At 64.1% G+C, this 19,138-nt stretch carries 19 protein-coding genes and 1 pseudogene; 13 read left to right on the top strand and 7 right to left on the bottom strand.

The window, feature by feature from the left end; all coding sequences use genetic code 11:
* From AC0L21_RS19310 to AC0L21_RS19295, 4 genes and pseudogenes are all read left to right on the top strand, one after another.
* Positions 1–101: pseudogene (locus AC0L21_RS19310) on the top strand (chemotaxis protein CheW); the annotation flags it as partial.
* Positions 102–172: 71 nt separating this feature from the next.
* Positions 173–538: a response regulator gene (locus tag AC0L21_RS19305; protein ID WP_007600538.1), complete on the top strand. Its 366-nt coding sequence runs from the start codon at positions 173–175 to the stop codon at positions 536–538.
* Positions 539–613: 75 nt separating this feature from the next.
* Entirely contained in the window at positions 614–1,816 is a 1,203-nt protein-coding gene (locus tag AC0L21_RS19300) for a protein-glutamate methylesterase/protein-glutamine glutaminase (RefSeq protein ID WP_473263390.1), read from the top strand.
* The gene (locus tag AC0L21_RS19295) at positions 1,813–2,685 is read left to right on the top strand and encodes a CheR family methyltransferase (protein WP_473263389.1); all 873 of its coding nucleotides are present in this window, start codon (positions 1,813–1,815) and stop codon (positions 2,683–2,685) included. Before AC0L21_RS19300 ends, AC0L21_RS19295 begins: the two co-directional genes overlap by 4 nt.
* A gap of 223 nt (positions 2,686–2,908) precedes the next feature.
* On the opposite strand, the gene AC0L21_RS19290 is transcribed toward AC0L21_RS19295, so the two are convergent.
* The 5 genes from AC0L21_RS19290 to ctrA all read right to left on the bottom strand — a co-directional run bounded on the left by AC0L21_RS19290 (position 2,909) and on the right by ctrA (position 6,658).
* On the bottom strand, positions 2,909–3,547 hold the full coding sequence (locus AC0L21_RS19290) for a response regulator transcription factor (RefSeq protein WP_473263388.1): 639 nt from the start codon (positions 3,545–3,547) through the stop codon (positions 2,909–2,911).
* Between the two features lie 248 nt (positions 3,548–3,795).
* Positions 3,796–4,956 (bottom strand): glutathionylspermidine synthase family protein, encoded by a 1,161-nt coding sequence (locus AC0L21_RS19285; RefSeq protein ID WP_473263387.1) that lies wholly within the window; start codon positions 4,954–4,956, stop codon positions 3,796–3,798.
* Positions 4,957–4,959: 3 nt separating this feature from the next.
* A complete protein-coding gene (locus AC0L21_RS19280) occupies positions 4,960–5,382 on the bottom strand; it encodes a hypothetical protein (protein ID WP_473263386.1) in 423 nt (140 codons plus the stop codon).
* A 1-nt stretch (position 5,383) separates the two neighbouring features.
* Positions 5,384–5,788, bottom strand: a complete 405-nt coding sequence (locus tag AC0L21_RS19275; RefSeq protein WP_473263385.1) for a DUF350 domain-containing protein — start codon at positions 5,786–5,788, stop codon at positions 5,384–5,386.
* A gap of 168 nt (positions 5,789–5,956) precedes the next feature.
* Positions 5,957–6,658 (bottom strand): response regulator transcription factor CtrA, encoded by a 702-nt coding sequence (ctrA, locus tag AC0L21_RS19270; RefSeq protein ID WP_007600544.1) that lies wholly within the window; start codon positions 6,656–6,658, stop codon positions 5,957–5,959.
* A gap of 415 nt (positions 6,659–7,073) precedes the next feature.
* On the opposite strand from ctrA, the gene fliI reads away from it, so the two are divergent.
* The 9 genes from fliI (at position 7,074) to AC0L21_RS19225 (ending at position 15,776) form a co-directional block, all read left to right on the top strand.
* Positions 7,074–8,399 (top strand): flagellar protein export ATPase FliI, encoded by a 1,326-nt coding sequence (fliI, locus tag AC0L21_RS19265; protein ID WP_473263384.1) that lies wholly within the window; start codon positions 7,074–7,076, stop codon positions 8,397–8,399.
* A 121-nt stretch (positions 8,400–8,520) separates the two neighbouring features.
* Positions 8,521–8,940 (top strand): flagellar export protein FliJ, encoded by a 420-nt coding sequence (gene fliJ / locus AC0L21_RS19260; protein ID WP_007606301.1) that lies wholly within the window; start codon positions 8,521–8,523, stop codon positions 8,938–8,940.
* Positions 8,941–9,119: 179 nt separating this feature from the next.
* On the top strand, positions 9,120–9,665 hold the full coding sequence (locus tag AC0L21_RS19255) for a sigma-70 family RNA polymerase sigma factor (protein ID WP_473263383.1): 546 nt from the start codon (positions 9,120–9,122) through the stop codon (positions 9,663–9,665).
* A gap of 51 nt (positions 9,666–9,716) precedes the next feature.
* On the top strand, positions 9,717–10,769 hold the full coding sequence (locus AC0L21_RS19250; protein ID WP_473263382.1) for an anti-sigma factor: 1,053 nt from the start codon (positions 9,717–9,719) through the stop codon (positions 10,767–10,769).
* A 351-nt stretch (positions 10,770–11,120) separates the two neighbouring features.
* The gene (locus AC0L21_RS19245) at positions 11,121–12,080 is read left to right on the top strand and encodes a helix-turn-helix transcriptional regulator (RefSeq protein ID WP_473263381.1); all 960 of its coding nucleotides are present in this window, start codon (positions 11,121–11,123) and stop codon (positions 12,078–12,080) included.
* A 143-nt stretch (positions 12,081–12,223) separates the two neighbouring features.
* Positions 12,224–13,447: an NAD(P)/FAD-dependent oxidoreductase gene (locus tag AC0L21_RS19240; RefSeq protein ID WP_473263380.1), complete on the top strand. Its 1,224-nt coding sequence runs from the start codon at positions 12,224–12,226 to the stop codon at positions 13,445–13,447.
* Positions 13,448–13,612: 165 nt separating this feature from the next.
* Positions 13,613–14,392, top strand: a complete 780-nt coding sequence (locus AC0L21_RS19235; protein ID WP_473263379.1) for an ABC transporter substrate binding protein — start codon at positions 13,613–13,615, stop codon at positions 14,390–14,392.
* Positions 14,392–14,598: an ABC transporter substrate binding protein gene (locus tag AC0L21_RS19230; RefSeq protein ID WP_473263378.1), complete on the top strand. Its 207-nt coding sequence runs from the start codon at positions 14,392–14,394 to the stop codon at positions 14,596–14,598. Before AC0L21_RS19235 ends, AC0L21_RS19230 begins: the two co-directional genes overlap by 1 nt.
* 824 nt (positions 14,599–15,422) lie before the next feature.
* A complete protein-coding gene (locus AC0L21_RS19225) occupies positions 15,423–15,776 on the top strand; it encodes a hypothetical protein (protein WP_473263377.1) in 354 nt (117 codons plus the stop codon).
* Between the two features lie 407 nt (positions 15,777–16,183).
* Here AC0L21_RS19225 and AC0L21_RS19220 read toward each other — a convergent pair whose 3' ends face one another.
* Complete coding sequence (locus AC0L21_RS19220; protein WP_007600553.1) at positions 16,184–16,384, bottom strand: hypothetical protein; 201 nt, start codon at positions 16,382–16,384, stop codon at positions 16,184–16,186.
* 294 nt (positions 16,385–16,678) lie between these two features.
* Complete coding sequence (flhA, locus tag AC0L21_RS19215; protein WP_473263376.1) at positions 16,679–18,820, bottom strand: flagellar biosynthesis protein FlhA; 2,142 nt, start codon at positions 18,818–18,820, stop codon at positions 16,679–16,681.
* Positions 18,821–19,138 lie beyond the last annotated feature (318 nt).

Below are 19,138 nucleotides of genomic sequence, written 5' to 3'. Positions count from 1 at the left end.
CCAAGCTCGCCGGCGGTGTCCACCGTCTCGACGGCCAGCTCATGGTCGTCCTCGACGTCGATCGCGTCCTCGAGCTCGCGCCCGAGATGATGGCGGCCTGATACGCCGGCGCATCGCCGACGTACCTGCAATTGGAAGCGCCCCCGAAAACGGGGGAGAAGCAGAGGTTCACATGCGAACTTGTCTCGTCGTTGATGATTCCAGCGTCATCCGCAAGGTTGCGCGCCGGATCCTGGAGGGCCTCGACTTCCAGATCCTCGAAGCCGAGGACGGTGAGAAGGCGCTGGAGGCCTGCAAGCGCGGCTTGCCCGATGCGGTCCTGCTGGACTGGAACATGCCGGTGATGGACGGCTACGAGTTCCTCGGCCATCTCCGGCGCATGCCCGGCGGAGACCAGCCCAAGGTGGTGTTTTGCACCACCGAGAACGACGTCGCGCATATCGCGCGCGCGCTGCACGCCGGCGCCAACGAGTACATCATGAAGCCCTTCGACAAGGACATCGTGACGGCGAAATTCCAGGAAGTCGGCCTTATCTGAGCGACCGCCCGGAGGCTGAACGGCTCCTTCGGCGTTTGTTTTCAACTGACCGTTTCAGTCTGAGTTGGTGAGTAAATGAGTGTTGCGTTCGCAGGTAATTCGACCCCGGGCTCGTCGCGGGAAGCCGGACCGTTGCGGGTGATGATCGTCGATGACTCCGTCGTCATTCGCGGTCTGATCTCGCGCTGGGTCGGTGCCGAGCATGACATGGAGGTCGCGGCCTCGCTGCGCACCGGGCTCGAGGCGGTCAACCAGATCGAACGCATCAACCCCGACGTTGCCGTGCTCGACATCGAAATGCCCGAGCTCGACGGCATCTCGGCGCTGCCGCAACTCCTGGCGAAGAAGCGCGATCTCGTCATCATCATGGCTTCGACGCTGACCCGCCGTAACGCGGAGATCAGCTTCAAGGCGCTGTCGCTCGGCGCGGCCGACTACATTCCGAAGCCGGAATCGACGCGCGAGGCGTCGGCTGCGGACATCTTTCATCACGACCTGATCCAGAAAATCCGCCACCTCGGCGCACGGCTGCGCCGCAAGCCCGCGGTTGCGAGCCCGCCGCTGGCGCCCGCAAGCCCGGCTCCGGCTGCACGTGGACCGCTTGTCGCGCGGCCTGCCGCGGCCGCGGCGGCTCCGGCCGTGCATGCGCCGTCTTCGTCCTCGGTGCTATCCATACGTCCGTTCTCGACCCAGGCACCGAAGGTGTTGCTGATCGGCTCTTCGACCGGCGGTCCTCAGGCGCTGATGGCGCTCGTCGCCGAGCTCGGCCCCGTAATCGACCGCGTCCCGGTGCTGATCACCCAGCACATGCCGCCGACCTTCACCACCATTCTCGCCGAGCATCTGGCACGCACGAGCCGCAAGCCGGCGGCCGAGGCCGTCGATGGCGAGCCGGTGAAGCCGGGCCGCATCTATCTTGCGCCGGGCGGCAAGCACATGCGCGTCGTGCGCAGCGGCGCCGACGTGGCGATCGCGCTCGACGATGGTCCCGCCGTCAATTTCTGCAAGCCCGCGGTCGATCCGCTGTTCACCTCCGCCATCGACATCTGGCATGGCGCCATCCTCTCCGTGATCCTGACGGGCATGGGCTCGGACGGCATGCGCGGCGGCAAGGACATCGTCGCCGCCGGCGGCAGCGTGATCGCGCAGGACGAAGCCTCCAGCGTGGTCTGGGGCATGCCGGGCGCGGCGGCCAATGCCGGCATCTGCGCGGCGATCCTGCCGCTCAACCAGATCGGCGCCCGGGTCAATCGCCTGTTCGCGGGAGACCGCTCGTGACGCCGGTCGACTACGACTATTTGCGCAAATTCCTGAAAGAGCGCTCCGGCCTCGATCTCTCCCCGGACAAGCAGTACCTGGTCGAGAGCCGGCTCCTGCCGCTGGCCCGCAAGGCGAGCCTCGCCGGGATTCCCGATCTCGTGCTGAAGATCAGGAACGGCGACGGGCGGCTTGCAAGCGACGTGGTCGAAGCGATGACCACCAACGAGACCTTCTTCTACCGCGACAAGATCCCGTTCGATCATTTGCGCGAAACGATCCTGCCGGGGCTGCTTCGGGCGCGTGCGGCGCGCAAGTCGCTGCGCATCTGGTCGGCGGCGTCGTCGACCGGACAGGAGCCCTATTCGATCGCGATGTGCGTGAAGGAGATGGGCGCAGCCTTCGCCGGTTGGCGCATCGAGATCGTCGCCACCGATCTGTCGCAGGAGGTGCTGGAGAAATCCAAGGCCGGCGTCTACAGCCAGTTCGAGGTGCAGCGCGGCCTGCCGATCCAGCACCTGATGAAATACTTCACGCAAGCGGGCGAGGTCTGGCAGCTCAATGCCGACATCCGCGCCATGGTGCAGTTCCGCCAGCTCAATCTGTTGCAGGACTTCTCCCATCTCGGCACGTTCGACGTGATCTTCTGCCGCAATGTGCTGATCTATTTCGACCAGGACACCAAGGCTGTGATCTTCGAGCGCACGGCGAAGATTTTGGAAGCCGACGGCACGCTGCTGTTGGGCGCCGCCGAATCCGTCGTCGGCATCACCGACGCGTTCCGCCCGATCGTCGAACGTCGTGGTCTCTATCAGCTCAACCCGACGCGCTCCGGCCGCCCGATGGGCGGATTGATGCCGCCGTCGTTGAAGGTGGCAGCGGCGTGGTGAGACGCATGGCCCGGGCCTATCGGCGCCGTGATGTTGCCGCGCGTTCGAAGCTGCTTTGCTTTAACGGACCGATGCTAGACCGATAGACGTCGGCCCGCGCGGTGCCTGTCGCCGCGTGGTGGACGATGTGACGTCGTCTGCTGTCGGAGAGACGAAAGACGAAAGCTCAACGTCGTTGACGTAGATCAACGGAGCGGCAGGTACCTGGAAACTGGTGGGGTTGTCAGGCCGTTCCTCCCTCGTCGGATGCGCCGTCCAAGACGCCGATCCGCTCGGCAAGAGAAACCAGTTCGGCTAACGACCGAACCTGCATTTTCTCCATCAAGCCGTGGCGGTGAGCTTTGATCGTGCGCTCGGTCGTCCCGAGCGTGTGTGCGATCTGCTTGTTGATTTTGCCCCGAACGACGAGGTCGAAGACCTGTCGCTCGCGCGGCGTCAATTTAGCGAGACGAGCACGAGCCATGTTCAGCATGGTCTGTAGGTCTCGTGACGATCGATGGTGTGCCAAGGCTCCGGCGATTGCGCGAAGAAGGTCTTCTGAGCTTACCGGCTTGCTCAGAAAATCCTGCGCACCCGCTTTTATGGTTCGCACAGTGATCGGAATGTCGCGATAGCCGGAGAGAAATATGATCGGCAATGTCGAGCCGAGTTCGCCCAATTGTTTTTGGAGGGCAGGGCCGTCCAAGTCGGGGATTTGCACATCGAGAAGGATGCAACTCGGAATGCTGTCGCTCGGCAGTCGGTCCAGCAATGCCTGCGCCGAGGTATAGACGGCGACCTCGTAACCGGCGTGCCTTAAATGACGCTCCATGGCCGTCAGGAAAGACAGGTCGTCGTCAACAATATGCACGAGCCCCGGCACCGGTCCCCTCTCCATTTCAGAGAGGCTACCGCGCTATTCAGGGTGCATAAGTGTCTTAATGCACCCTTTTAAGACATAGCTGATCTGTCGCAGCGAAAAGTCTCTATGCACTTTGTGCCACGCCGCCGCCGTGCCGGCCTTTGTCGATGCGCGAGCCGCGAATCCAACTGATGCTTTGAACTCGCGAATAGAACCCGTCATCCGGCGCTACGCGGCGACCTTCTCCCAGAAGGAAAGAAGGGTATCCCTCACAGAATCGCATGCGGCAGAAACCGCGAGCCGTTGCCGGTGATCGGGCTCTCGTCCTCGCGGATCGACAGGCCGCAGGGTTGGTGATCGACCAGCCAGCTTCCCACCACCGTATAGAAGCCTGAGAAGTTCGGCAGCGGCGCGAGCGCCTGCCGCACGAATCCTTCGGCGCCGTAGGGGCCTGCCTGCTCGTCGAGCGGCATTCCGCCTGATACCAGCGTGACATTGGCGCCTTCGCGCGACAGCAGCGGCTTGCGCACATAGGAGCTGCCGAGCTCGGCCGCCCGCGGATCGTCCTCGAAAAAAGCCGGCAGCAGATTGGGATGGTTCGGAAACATCTCCCAGAGCAGCGGCAGGATGCCCTTGTTGGAGAGCACAGACTTCCACGGCGGTTCGATCCAGCGTGTCTGTGCGTCCTTGAGCTTTGCGCCGAAGCTGTCGTGGAACATCCATTCCCAGGGATAGAGCTTGAAAGCGAGCGCGATGTCGCGGTCGTCGAGATCGACGAAGCCGCCGGTATCATCGCGCCAGCCGATCGCCTCGACATCGAGCAGCGTGGTCGTCAGTCCCGCCTGGCGTGCTGTGTCTTCGAGATAAGCGAGCGTGCCGGCGTCCTCCTCATTGCCCGTCGTGCCGGTGAGATGGACGTGGCGCCCCGCGGCAATGTGCTTCCATGCTTCGATCAGGCGTTCGTGGATGGAATTGAACTGGTCGGCCCGCGACGGGATGATGCGCCGTTCGATCGCCTGTTCGAGCCAGGTCCATTGAAACACCGCGGCTTCGAAGATCGAGGTCGGCGTATCCGCGTTGTATTCGAGCAGCTTTGCCGGTCCCTTGCCGTCGAATTTGAGATCGAGCCGGCCATAGAGGCTGCGGTCGTCGCGTGTCCAGCTCTCGGCGATCAAGCTCCAGAATGCGTCGGGTATCTTCAAGCGCTGCAGATGGCGCTCGTCGCCGATCACGCGGCCGGCAAGCTCCAGGCACATCGCGTCGATCTCGCCGGTCGGCGTCTCGATGCCGCGCTCGATCTCGTCGAGCGTGAAGGCGTAGTAGGCCCGCTCGTCCCAATAGCGCTCGCCGTCGATGGTGTGGAAGGCAAAGCCGCATTGTTCGGCGGTCTGCCGCCAGTCGTCGCGCTCGGGGCAGACGATGCGTTGCATGGGTCAGCCGCCGCCAGAGAAGCCATGGCCAAACGAGCCGAATCCGCCGCGGCTCACGCCGCCGGAGCCTGAATCGGACGACGTTCCGGACGAGGAATGGCTCGAGGAGTCGCTGCTGAAGAAGCTCGATCGCGACGACCAGCGCGAGCTGCCGCCGCCGCCAGACGAACTGCTTCTGCTGCTGCAGGCGGTGCTCGCCTGCACCGGCGCGGCTCCGGGGACCGTCGCCCCGGGGACGATCGCCCCGGCAGCAGAGGGCTCGCAAGTCTGCCGCGGCATCAGCGTGTAGGCGGTGGTGCCGACCGCGATCGTGCCCATCACCAGCAGCGCGACACGGCCTGAGCGCTTCGGCAGCAGTTGCGCAGGCGGCGGTCCGGCCGCCGGCCGACGTTTGCCGAACTCCTTTTTGGAGGGTTTGTCGGCCATGTCAGTAGATCATGCAGGCGGCGTTGAGCAGGCCCGCGGCGAACGAGGACAGCCCGAGCCAGATCGCGGGCGCCAACTCGCCGGCCGCGATCCGGGCCGGGAGGTTCGGCACCGGCATCCTGACGAGAAAGAGCACGATGATCTGCACGATCAGGGCAATGACCGCCCAGATCAGGCAGTCCAGCACATTGGCCGAATGCGCGATCGCGCTGACCAGCGGCGCGACGAAGCCCAGCAGGCTGAGGCCGAGTGCGATCGCCGCGGCCGGCTCGTTGTCGCGGATCAGCTGGAATTCGTTGTAGGGCGTGATGCGGGTGTAGACGAACAGGTACGTCACGATCGCGATCAGCCCGGTGCAGAAATAGACCAGGAAGGCGGGCAGGCCGGCCAGTGATTGCAGGATCATCGTTCCCCCATCGTGCAGCGACCATTCGTCGGCGGGGGAAGGATAGCGGTTCAACGGCGGCGGGACGATGAGGCCGCGCTCGCATCCCCAAAAACAAAACCCCGCCATTTGCGGCGGGGTCCAGGCTGGGAGGAGCAAGCCCCGAAGGGCTCGCGGGAAAACCCAGGATCAGGCGGGAATGCGCTCTTCGACCTCGTGCGGCTCGCGCAGCACGTAGCCGCGGCCCCACACGGTCTCGATGAAGTTGCGGCCTTCCGAGGCATTCGCGAGCTTCTTGCGGAGCTTGCAGATGAAGACGTCGATGATCTTCAGCTCGGGCTCATCCATGCCGCCGTAGAGGTGGTTGAGGAACATTTCCTTGGTGAGGGTCGTGCCCTTGCGGAGCGAGAGCAGCTCCAGCATCTGGTATTCCTTGCCGGTCAGATGCACGCGCTGGCCGCCGACTTCCACGGTCTTGGTGTCGAGGTTGACGACGAGGTCACCGGTCTGGATCACCGACTGGGCGTGGCCCTTGGAGCGGCGCACGATCGCGTGGATGCGGGCAACGAGCTCGTCCTTGTGGAAGGGCTTGGTCATGTAGTCGTCGGCGCCGACGCCGAGACCCTTGACCTTGTCCTCGATGCCGGCGAGGCCGGAGAGGATCAGAATGGGTGTCTTGATCTTGGAGACCCGGAGCTGCTTGAGCACGTCGTAGCCGGACATGTCGGGCAGGTTGAGGTCGAGAAGGATAATGTCGTAATCGTATAATTTACCGAGATCGACGCCTTCTTCCCCCAAATCGGTCGTGTAGACGTTGAAGCTCTCAGACTTCAACATCAGCTCGATCGACTGCGCGACGGCGCTGTCATCTTCAATCAGCAAAACGCGCATGCCAGTTCCCCATAGTCGCCGCTCCTGGGCGTCAGGTCGGCCGCATTCGCGGCACACAACAAAACGCCTTTGAACAACTGATTCGGATCCTGACAACAGATGGTTAACAAATTCTGATTCTGGAACGCAAGCCCTGTAGATGCAATTTTCGTCGAATCGCCCTAAGGTCTTGTGTGCGAAGCAGCTTTCGTTATCCGGTTGCGTTCAAGTTCCACTTTAAGAGACGGGCCTAACCGACTCCCGCGACTCAGCCTTCTTCTGAAGGGGAGCCACGCTCAGTCACAAAGACAGTGACGCAATGATTAACGATGCGGGTAAACACGAAGTTAAGCGCCGTTCAGAAATATGGCGAAACTTAAGGTTCTCGCCACGAAGCCCGGGATTATGAAGGCGATCACCTCATGAAGGCCCTCTCGTGAAGGCTCTTGCCGAACAGATCGGCGACATTGACGGCATCAATATTTACGGCCGTGTGGTCGGCGTGCGCGGCCTGATGGTCGAGGTGGCCGGCCCGATCCATGCGATGTCGGTGGGCGCGCGGCTCGTGATCGAGACCGGCGGCAACCGTTCCATCCCCTGCGAGGTGATCGGCTTCTCCGGCAACAATGCCGTCGTGATGCCGTTCGCCGGCCTCGACGGCGTGCGGCGCGGCTGCAAGGCCGTCATCGCCAATGCGGCAAATCAGGTGCGGCCTTGCGCGGCCTGGCTCGGCCGCGTCGTCAATGCGCTGGGTGAGCCGATCGACGGCAAGGGGCCGCTGCCTCAGGGTCCGGCGCCGATGCCGTACCGCAATTCGCCGCCGCCGGCGCACTCGCGCAAGCGCGTCGGCGCGGCGCTCGATCTCGGCGTGCGCGCGATGAACACGTTCCTGACCTGCTGCCGCGGCCAGCGCATGGGCATCTTCGCAGGCTCCGGCGTCGGCAAGTCGGTGCTGCTGTCGATGCTGGCGCGCAACGTCGATGCCGCCGTCAGCGTCATCGGGCTGATCGGCGAACGCGGCCGCGAGGTGCAGGAGTTCCTGCAGGACGACCTCGGCGAGGAGGGCCTGGCGCGTTCCGTCGTCGTGGTCGCGACCTCCGACGAGCCGGCGCTGATGCGCCGCCAGGCCGCGTATCTGACGCTCGCGATCGCCGAATATTTTCGCGACGAGGAGCAGGACGTCCTTTGTCTGATGGATTCGGTGACGCGCTTTGCCATGGCTCAGCGCGAGATCGGCCTGTCCGCGGGCGAGCCGCCGACCGCCAAGGGCTACACGCCAACCGTGTTCACCGAGCTGCCGAAGCTTCTGGAGCGCGCCGGTCCGGGCTTGGGCGAGGGCGCCATCACCGCGATCTTCACGGTGCTGGTCGATGGCGACGACCATAACGAGCCGATCGCGGATGCCGTTCGCGGCATCCTCGACGGCCACATCGTGATGCAGCGCTCGATCGCCGAGCGCGGCCGCTACCCGGCCATCAACATCCTCAAATCCGTCTCCCGCACCATGCCGAAATCGGCCGACCCGCAGTTCTGGCCGACCATCCAGAAGGCGCGGGCGGTGATGGCGACCTATGCCGACATGGAGGAATTGATCCGTCTGGGCGCCTACCGCGCCGGGTCCAGCCCCGAGGTCGACGAGGCGATCCGCCTGCACGAGCCGCTGGAGGCCTTCCTGCGCCAGCGCAAGGACGAAAATGCATCGTTGGCGGACGGCTACCGCCAGTTGGCGCAAATCCTCGGTGATTTGGAAACGGAACGCTAACTTTGTCCCGTCATCATCCCATCCCACAGAGTAGCAGAGCCGGTCTTGGCCCCTGTCGGGCCTGTGGGGAGACCGGTGTTGTCCCACGTGCAGCCAAGGGACTTCTGGGGAGTACGAGTCGATGAAGTCACGTGATACCCTCATCCGCCTGAAGAAGTTTCAGGTCGACGAGAAGCGCCGCCGGGTCACCCAGATCGAGACCATGATCGCCGACTTCCAGCGGATGTCGACCGATCTTGAACGCGAGATCTCGACCGAGCAGGAGCGCGCCGGGATCAACGATCCCTCGCACTTCGCCTATCCGACCTATGCCAAGGCTGCCATCCAGCGTCGTGAGAACCTGACCCGCTCGGCCGACGAGCTGAAGGGCCAGCTCGACGAAGCCAAGGCCGCGCTGGCCGAAGCCTTCGAGGAGCTGAAGAAGGTCGAGCTCCTCGACGAGCGCGATCAGGCCCGCGAACGCGCCGAGGAAAACGCCCGCGAGCAGGCCGATCTCGACAGCATCGGCCTGATGCGGGCCCGCATGGGCGCCGTCGCCTGAGACGCTAGCCGCCAGACTTGAGAGAATTTGCAGAACCCGGACCCCAAAGGTCCGGGTTTTCGCATGTCCTGTCCACAGAGGGGCGCCGCGCCCCCTTGGTGGTCGGCTTTGCCGCGCGCTATGGTGGCGGGGTGCCAGGGCCTGCGCGGAACGCGACGGGCCGCACATCGGGGGGCTGAATGCTGACGCCAGCAGAGCTGGTCGGGCTGATTGGGGCGGTAGCGCAGGGCGATCAGGCCGCGTTCGAGCGCCTCTACGTCGCCACGCGCGCGAAACTCTATGGCGTCGTGCTCCGTATCTTGCGCCGACAGGATCTCGCAGAGGAGGTCATTCAGGAGACCTATGTCAAGGTCTGGAACAGCGCCGGCCAGTTCAATCCCGCTCTCGCATCGCCGATCACATGGATGGCGTCGATTGCGCGCAACCGCGCCATCGATGTCGTCCGCAAGAAGACGGAAGTCTCCATCGAGGAAGAGCCGCAGGCGATGGAAGTCGCAAGCGACAGCCCCGATCCGCTGGCGCGGCGGGAGATGACCGAGGAATTGAAGCGGCTCCTCGAATGCATCGGCCGGCTCGAGCCGGACCGTCAGAGACTCGTGCTTCTCGCCTATTACAACGGCTGGAGCCGCGAGCAATTGGCGGAGAAATTCGCGGCGCCCGTCAACACCGTGAAGACGTGGCTTCGGCGCAGCATGATGGATATTCGCGAATGTCTCGGCCTTTGAGATTCGGGCTATGAGAGCTCGTACGGTGATGGTGGATCTGGACCGCAAGTGATGGCCTATACGGAGGACCATATCGCGCTCGCCGCGGAATATGCGCTCGGTACGCTCGACGCCGGCGAGCGCGCGCAGGTCGAGACCATGATGGCGGTCGACAAGGCGTTCGCCGACGTCGTGCAGGCGTGGGCATTCCGGCTCGGCGTCCTCAACCAGATGGTCGGCTCGATCGAGCCGCGTCCGATCGTGTGGGAGAACATCAGGTCCGAGCTCGCGCGGACGGGCTTTGCGCAGGATCCGCCAGCGCTGCCGGACGCAGCGCCGCCACCCGTGCCGGAGTTTTCCTCGCCCGACACCGTGCCTCCGCCGGTGGCGTCGGAGAATAAGCAGCAACCGGTACCGCAGCCTCCCGAAGCGGAGCAGCCCGAAACGACGCCACCGGCGCCCGATGCGCTTCCCGACGTCGCGCCGATCTTCATGCCGCAGGTCCACGCGCCAGACCCGGAGGTCGTGCGTGCGCCGCCGCCGCCGGTCGCCGACAACAGCAACGTGATCCGGCTCGAGGGCCGCGTGAAGCGCTGGCGCACCATCGCATCCGCCGTCGGTGCGCTCGCGGCCGCGCTGCTCGTGACGCTGTCGCTTCAGATCTTCAAGCCCGAGGCGCTGCCGGGCGGCTTGCGACCGGCGCCACGCATCCAGACCGTCGAGGTAAAGACACCGGCGCCGCTCCCGTCGTCGCAATATGTCGCGCTGTTGCAGGGCCAGGGCGGAGGTCCCGCCTTTATCCTCACCATCGACGGTGCGACCAAGAATTTTACCGTGCGCAAGGTCGGCGCCGCACCGGAGCCCGGCAAGAGTTTCGAGCTCTGGCTGATCTCGGACAAGCTGCCGCGCCCGCGCTCGCTGGGCGTGATCGGCGCCGGAGATTTCACCGCACGACCGGTGCTCGGTTCGTACGATCCCGACGTCGTCAACGGCGCAACCTACGCCGTCACCGTCGAGCAGGCGGGCGGCTCGCCGAACGGCCAGCCGACCTCGGCGCCGGTGTTTTCCGGCAAGCTGATCGAAACCGTGCCGCCCGCGCAGCCGCAGGCGCCCGCCAAGAAGTAGGTTTCCATTGTCGTCCTGGCGAAAGCCAGGACCCATTACCCCAAGAGCTTGTTGCGAGAGTGAGCGGTGGCCACACGGGTGAGCAACCACTCAATCTCGGGGTAATGGGTCCTGGATCGGCGCTCGCTCTGCTCGCTTGTCCAGGACGACATCGGGGGGCATTGGACGCTTCAACATCGTCGTGGCAATGCTGATCAATTTCCGTCGCCACGGTCCGTCCTGCCGTCGTCTTCCGACAAATCCAGCCGAATCCGCCCCCGATTTGAACCTCTCCGCTTGTCGCGGCGTCAAATGCCCGGAATTTGCAGTCGGCGCCCCCGATCATGGTGCCGGAGAGGGGCGAGAAATCAGATGGATGCAGCGAAAACGTCGGGCATCTTCATTCACCAATATGCGGGGCTGCCACACGGCCCGGCCTTCGAACATTGGCGAGAGCGGACTTTCGGGGCCTGCGGCCTGGATATCGGGCCGAGCCGAGGCGACAGCATCGATTGCCGGCTCCAGGTCAGCGTGGTCGACAATATCGCGCTCGCCATTCCCGAAGGCGCCTCCGCGCAATATTCACGCACCCAGAGCCACCTTGCCGACGGCAGCGACGATCTCGTCCTGATCGCGGCGCATGCGGGTCTCGTCCGCGTCGGGCAGAACGGCCATGCCGTGGAGCTTGCGCCGGCGCAGATGGTGCTCGTCGACATGAGCATCACCGGCACCGTCGGCCACACCGAGGAAGATCGCTTCACCACCATCCGCATGCCGCGCCGCGCACTGCTCGAGATCAATCCGCGCGCCGAGGACAAGCTGTCGCAAGTGCTCTCGGACGGCGCGGTCGCCGAGACGATCTTCCGCTACCACTCCCTTGCCGCCCATCACGCGCCGCATCTCGACGCCGTCGGCCAGCGCCTCACCGCGCAGCACATGGTCGATCTTGTCGGCCTCCTGCTCGGCACCGACGCCGAGCATGCGAGTCTCGCGCGCGGGCGAGGTCATGCGGCGGCCCGTCTCGATCTCATGCGCGCCGACGTGATGGCTGCGCTTGGCCGCAACGATCTCTGCCTGTCCGAGATTGCCACGCGCTCGGGCCTGAGCCCGCGCCAGGCCCAGCGCCTGTTCGAGCAGGCCGGAACGACCTTCACCGAATTCGTGCTGGAGCAGCGCCTGCTGCACGCGCGCAAGCTGCTCAGCGATCCCCGTGCCAGGACCCGCAAGATCAGCGACATCGCGCATTCGTCGGGCTTCTCCGATCTGTCCTATTTCAACCGCGCCTTCCGCAAGCGCTTTGCCGCGACGCCGTCGGAACTGCGCGAGGCCTGAGCCGAGCCGACAATTGGTGCGGCGCGCCGGTACCACGGCAGTTGGTCCGCCCGGCCGGATGGAGCTATAGCTGTCTGCGCGGTCAGACGGCTTGATCGTTCGTCGCTTCGTCGTCGCCCTCTTGGGAAATGCAGTCAACGGACATGGCGCGTATCGTCGTGCTCGGCGCCGGGTTTGCAGGCCTGTGGGCGGCCATCGGTGCCGCGCGCAAGCGCGACGAGATCGGCGCTGGCGGCGACATCGAGATCCGCGTCGTCGACCGCAATCCCTATCACAACATCCGCGTGCGCAATTACGAGGCCGATCTCAGCGAGGTCGCGCTTCCGCTGGCGCAACTGCTCGATCCGATCGGCGTCAGTCACGGGATCGGCGAGGTCGAAGCCATCGATCCGGCACGACGTGAGATTTCGCTGGTGACGGGTGGCGGCGACGAGACGCTGACTTATGACCGGCTGGTGCTGGCGCTCGGCAGCGAAGTGATGCGTCCCGACATTCCCGGCCTTGCCGAGCATGCTTTCGACGTCGACACCTATGCAGCGGCGCTCCACCTCCAGGATCATCTCAATTCGCTCGGACGCAGCGTGCCCGCGCCGGGGCGCTCGACGATCGTCGTGGTCGGCGCCGGCTTCACTGGCATCGAGGTCGCGGCCGAGATGCCCGACAAGCTGGCGCGCGCCGGCATCACCGGCAGCCGCCGCATCATCCTGGTCGATCCCAATCCTGCGGTGGGCGCCACGATCGGCGCACATGCGCGTCCCGTCATCGATACGGCATTGGCCTCGCTCGACGTCGAGACACGGTTTGGCGTCCGCGTCGTCTCCGTCGAGGCCGCCGGCCTGCGTCTGAGTTCGGGCGAGTTCATTCCGACGCGGACGGTGATCTGGTGTGCCGGGATGCGCGCGAGCCCCTTGGCGGCGAGCTTCCCGGACGCACGCGATCGTCTTGGGCGCCTGCTCGTCGATCCCATGATGCGGGTTGCGGATGTCGGCGGCGTGTTCGCGGCCGGCGATGTCGCCTCGAGCGTGGTCGACGGCTTGCATCCGACCGTGATGTCCTGCCAGTTCGCGCGTCCCATGGGCCGCTTCGCCGGCCACAATGTGGTCGCCGATCTCGCGGGCCTGCCGATGCTGCCGCTCCGGATCGACTGGTACGTGACCGTGCTCGATCTCGGCGGCTGGGGCGCGCTCTATACGGAAGGGTGGGACCGCGAAGTCCGCGCCACCGGCGCGGCCGCCAAGGCAACCAAGCAGACCATCAACCGCAAGCGCATCTATCCGCCGCTGTCGGGCAACAAGGACGAGCTGTTCGCTGCGGCCGCGCCGACCGTGCAGGCTCCGCCGCCGACATATGGGGCGCCGCGTGTTTGAGCTGGCCCTGCACCCATGAGCCGGGCGAAAGGAAGCAAAGGAAGGCAATGCCCGCCGAGGCTTTGACCCAACGCCGGCTGGGCCGTTGCGAACGGCATCACCGCAATCTCCTGGTCAGGACCTCCACGAAGCCGATAGAGTGCTCGTTACATCTCGGGGGTGGACATGCGGCGGCGGGAGCTTCTTGCCATACTGGGCGCGACGGTAGCCTTCCCTCTTGTGGCGCGTGCCCAGCCGGACTTGCCGATCGTCGCCGTGCTGGTGCCGGGACCTGCAAAAAACGCTGAAGATCGGATTGTGGCTATCCGTCAGGGCATGCGGGAGGCTGGCCTTACCGAGGGCATCAACTTCACCTTTGCTTGGCGCTACGCGGACGGTGTCTTCGACCGGTTGCCCGCCCTTGCGCTTGAACTCGCTGCTCTCAAGCCGCGCGTCATCATTGCTTCGGCTGCCGCCGCGCCGGTCACGCACAAGATGCTGCCCGACCTGCCCTTGGTCTTCACATCCTATGCCGCCGATCCCATCAAAGCGGGATTCGCCGAAAGCTATGTGCACCCGGGCGGCCATGCGACCGGCAATGTGATGAGTGCGGTTGGCGGCGAGCAGGCACTTACCGGCAAGCGCTTCAACCTGTTCAAGGAGCTGGTGCCGGACCTGAAGGCGCTCGGTTTTATCGGTTCGTCGTCTCTTCTAGCCACAATCGAGCTGAACGCATTGCAAAGCGTCGCTGGTCAACTCGGTTTTTCGGTTGCTCGACACGAAGTTCGTGGGCTCGATGACGTCGAGGCCGCGGTTTCGGCGAGCATGCGAGATGGCGTTGATGCCCTCTATGTGTCCGGCGAGCCGCTGCTCTACAACAACATGCGCCGCGTCTTGCCCCTGGTGATGGCGCCGGGAAAACCGACGGTCGGCACTTATCCGGAATGGGGCCGCGCCGGCTTCTGATGTCCTATTCGGCCGATCTGATCGACGACTTCCGCCGCGCCGGCATCTATGCCGCAAAGATCCTCGGCGGCGAAAAGCCTGCGAACCTGCCGATCGAGCAGGCCAGCAAGTTTGTGCTCGTCCTCAATCTCAAGACGGCCAAGGCTCTGGGCGTCACGGCGCCGGACCGCCTCGTGGCGTTGGCCGATGAAGTGATCGAGTCATGAAGGCACGGCCGTTGCCAAGACATGATGGCCTCATACAAGCCCTGGCGTTGCCCGTCGGGCAAAACACCCGAGCTGCCGGTCAACCCGCGCCAGCAAAAATATTCCGCTTTACCGAATTTCGGAATTGCGTATATTCCGCCTCACTCCGGCCCAAGGAAGAGGGGCGTATCGCGATCGTCACGAACGCGGGCCGGACGGCGGTGGACGTTGGTCACATCGGCGCGAAGGGTTTCGCAGGGCGGGCAACCGTGAGCGAAAGCGTCGCGCACACGACCGGTGTGACCGGCGTACGGCAAAATCGTGTGGTCCTGACGCCCGGGGTCTGTGCGTCAAGTCTTGTGGTGATGTGGTTGCCCAACCGGGCACACGCGTCAGCCATCCGCAAGGCGACGGGGGCAATAGTGCATCGCTCCCCGGGGAGATCACGACATAAGCCGTAAAGCCACTGCGCAGGGAAGGCCGGATGTTTTGGCTTCACCTGTATGCCGCTGTGCAGATTTCGCTACTGCCTTTCGCACAGTGGACCGCGGGCGCCAGCCGGCACCCGGTCTTCCCTGCGCCCTCTTTCATGTGAGGGTGAGGCGACCAATCAAAGCTCGGGCGAACAAGCCGCGAGGCTGCGAAGGTGTGTCTACGATGGAGATGCGAATTGAACGGGCGACGTCAACCTCACGCTCCGTCATTGCGAGGAGCCCTTGCGACGAAGCAATCCAGACTGGCGCCTTGGAGGGATTCTGGATTGCTTCGCTGCGCTCGCAATGACGAATTAGGGGGCGGTCTACGCGACTATTATATTTTACGTGCCCAAGCCCCCCGGTGTTACCGTGAGTAGTGCCGGGGGATTCGCGCCCGGACGTCTGTGGGGCTGCCGCCAGATGATCCGAATGTCTTTGCCATGGTTTCTTGATGTCGTGTCAGCGATCGATGCGATACCCAACACTTTCTTCCAAGGGAATCCCACGCGTCCGTCAGCTTACGTGTTCCACAACGCAAAAGGTCAGCTTGAAGCGCTGTTTAATCAGAGTATCTATGCTGCTTACTTACGAGCATCTCGCGAACAGGCAGGCAATCTATATGCGGCGATCGACGTCATGCTGAAATTGGTCGATGATCCGAATTCGACCATTTCTGACTACGATGTATGGTCGGTGACAACATCAACAATTTACGACGTCTAACGTCACCCAGCGAGGTAACCAAAAATGAGGACGCCCAGCTAGGCGCCCAGCTGGGCGTTAGATTTGGTCTGGGCTACGGGACTCGAACCCGTGACCTTTCGCTCCTCAGGCGAACTCTCTACCAACTGAGCTACGCCATCGCTGAAATAGAGATGAATCGCCCGAGATCGAGAATTGAAAGGCAATGGAAAATATATTGCCTAAGTGTTTGATCTTACTGAGACAGGTACGTGGGTAGGATGTTCCCGCGTCTGCAAGTGATCGAGCATACCCCAGACATGAGAAAGCGCCCGTGGGGGGCGGGCGCTTTCTGTAGTCGACTTGGGGTTGGGGTCGTCTACATATCCACGTGGCGACTTTGGGGGGGCTGATAAAGAGCCGCGTGAATTCCTGAAACTCAAATCTCCTTAGCGAACGAGGGAAACGTTCGAGCTGGTGATGGCGATCGGCTTGCCCGCCTTCATGACGCGAGCGGTCTGGGTCAGGCCTTCGTCTGAACTCGTACGCGCGGTGATCCCGAGACCCGCCACCGCGATGCCGGCAACGAGCGCGACAACCACGATCTTGAGGTGGGTCGAGCGATCTGCGCTGTAAATCGAGTGGTTCATGGAAGGCTCCTGCCGCCATCTACCCGAAGTAGTCGCCTGCGTGTTTGGGCAGGTTCATGCTTCCGGTGCCCAACAACCTAGTATTGGGGGGATTCGTTCCCAAGAGGCGATCACAAGAGCGTGACAGGACGTGAGAAGCCGCGATCAAAAACGGCCCTGGATCGTGCAATTTGGCAATTATTTCAAAGCTGTAATGTGCCTGTCAGGCGCCTTGCCGGCCGTTGATCGGCGAGGCGCCAAAACCTGAAAAACCATTTGCCTGTGGCCGAAAAACACACGGCTTCTTAAGGCAAATCAGATGCTTCCGACCGTTTTCAACCTCGCCCTGGGGTGGATTTCAGCCTGCGACAGCACGGTCGTCTGGGCCCGGAACCGCTCGACCAGGGAACGCACGAAAGGACGAATTGCCGCAGAGGTGACCAGTACCGGGGCCTCGCCTTCACGCGCGGCCCGCTCGAAGGCCTCGCGCACGCCGGTCATGAACTCCGACAGCTTCGAGGGCTGCATCGCGAGGCTGCGCTCCTCGCCCTGGCCTATAATGGATTCGGCGAAGGCTTGTTCCCACCGCGCCGACAGCGCAATCAGCGGCAGGTAGCCGCTGTAGGAGGTGTTCTGCGCACAGATCTGCCGCGCCAGGCGGGCGCGGACGTGCTCGACCATGGTGGCGGGATTGCGCGAGAAGGCGAGCGAGTCGGCGATGCCTTCCAGAATGGTCGAGAGGTCGCGGATCGAGATGCGCTCGGCGAGCAGCAGCTGCAGCACGCGCTGGATGCCGGAGACCGTGACCTGTCCGGGCACGATGTCCTTGACCAGCTCGCCCTGCTCCTTCGGCAGCTCCTTGAGCAGCTTCTGCACCTCGCCATAGGAGAGCAGGTCCGACATGTTGGCCTTGAGCAGCTCGGTGAGGTGGGTCGAGAGCACGGTGGCGGCGTCGACGACGGTGTAGCCCTTGAGCGAGGCCTCCTCCTTGAGGCTGGCATCGACCCAGGTCGCGGGCAGGCCGAAGGTCGGCTCGGTGGTGTGGATGCCGGGCACCTGAACCTGGCTGCCGCCGGGGTCCATGACCATGAACTGGTTCGGCCAGATCTTGCCGGTGCCGGCGTCGACCTCCTTGATCTTGATGATGTAGGTGTTGGCTTCGAGCTGGACGTTGTCGAGGATGCGCACGGCCGGCATCACGAAACCCATCTCGATCGCGAGCGAACGGCGCAGGGCCTTGATCTGCTCAGTGAGGCGGTCGGTGCCGTCGGGGCCGTTGACCAGCGGCAGCAGGGCGTAGCCGAGCTCGATCTTGAGGTCGTCGATCTTCAACGCCGCGGAGATCGGCTCCTCCGCCGCAGCGGAGCCGGCTGCGCCCGGCGTTCCCGGCGCAGGTGCGGTCTTCGCAACTTCCTCAGCCCTGGCAGTCGCGCGGTTGCGGTTGCGGGCGTGCCAGGCGAGCGCGCCAGCGCCGGAGCCGAGCGCCAGGAAGGGAAGGGTCGGGATGCCCGGCAGGGCCGCCAGCACCAGCATGACCGCCGCGGACATTGCCAGCGCCTGCGGATATCCGGAGAACTGCTTCATCAGCGCCTTGTCGGCGGCGCCGGAGACGCCGGCCTTGGAGACGAGCAAGCCGGCCGCGGTCGAAACGATCAGCGCCGGCACCTGGGTGACGAGGCCGTCACCGACGGTCAGCAGCGTGTAGCTGCGGCCGGCGTCGGCAAAGGACAGGCCCTGCTGTGCCACGCCGATGATCATGCCGCCGACGACGTTGATGAAGACGATCAGGAGGCCGGCGATGGCGTCGCCGCGGACGAATTTGGAGGCACCGTCCATGGCGCCGAAGAAGCCGCTCTCGTCTTCCAGATCCTTGCGCCGCTGCTTGGCGACCGCCTCGTCGATCAGTCCGGCGGAGAGGTCGGCGTCGATCGCCATCTGCTTGCCGGGCATGGCGTCGAGGTGGAAGCGGGCGGCGACTTCGGCGATACGGCCCGAACCCTTGGTGATGACGACGAAATTGACGATGATCAGGATGGCGAAGACGATGATGCCGATGACGAAATTGCCGCCCATCACGAAGCTGCCGAAGGCCTCGATGACGTGACCGGCGGCATCCGTGCCCTCGTGCCCGTGCGACAGGATCAGGCGGGTCGAGGCCATGTTGAGCGACAGCCGCAGCATGGTCGAGATCAGCAGGACGGTCGGGAAAGCGGAGAATTCCAGTGGCGCCTGGATGAACAGCGACGTCATCAGGATCAGGATCGAGAGCGTGATCGAAATCGCCAGGAACAGGTCCAGCACGATCGCGGGCAGCGGAAGGATCAGCACCACCAGGATGGTGAGGACGCCGAGCGCCAGCGCGATATCGCCGCGCTTGAGGATGTTGCCGATCTCGGCAAGGGTGGGGAAACCAGCGTTTGTGCTGCCTACGCCCTGTCCCGCGGTGACGTCGACCATGGTAGCTGCCCCTCCGCGCGACTGCCGTCCGCGCGCCCCAAACGTCTGCCCGACGGCCGAAGGGCCGCCGTTCCGAAAGTGAGGCACCGCACTGGCGTCCACAGGGCACTCCCCGTTCTACGCGGCTGACGACACTCGACTCCACTGGGCAATTCTTGCCGGGTGTATGGTTAGCAAAGGGTTAATAAAGGGTGTGGCATGGGGGCTGACCGGGGTATTTCGGGGCTCTCAGGCCGTCATTCCGGGGCGCGCGAAGCGCGAGCCCGGAATCCATGTGCCGCAGGCGTCGTGGGGAATGGATTCTCAGATGCGCAATTG

Source organism: Bradyrhizobium sp. WSM4873 (assembly GCF_055811355.1).
Note: the sequence above shows the minus strand (reverse complement) of the source record. Positions and strands in the feature narration are given on the sequence as shown.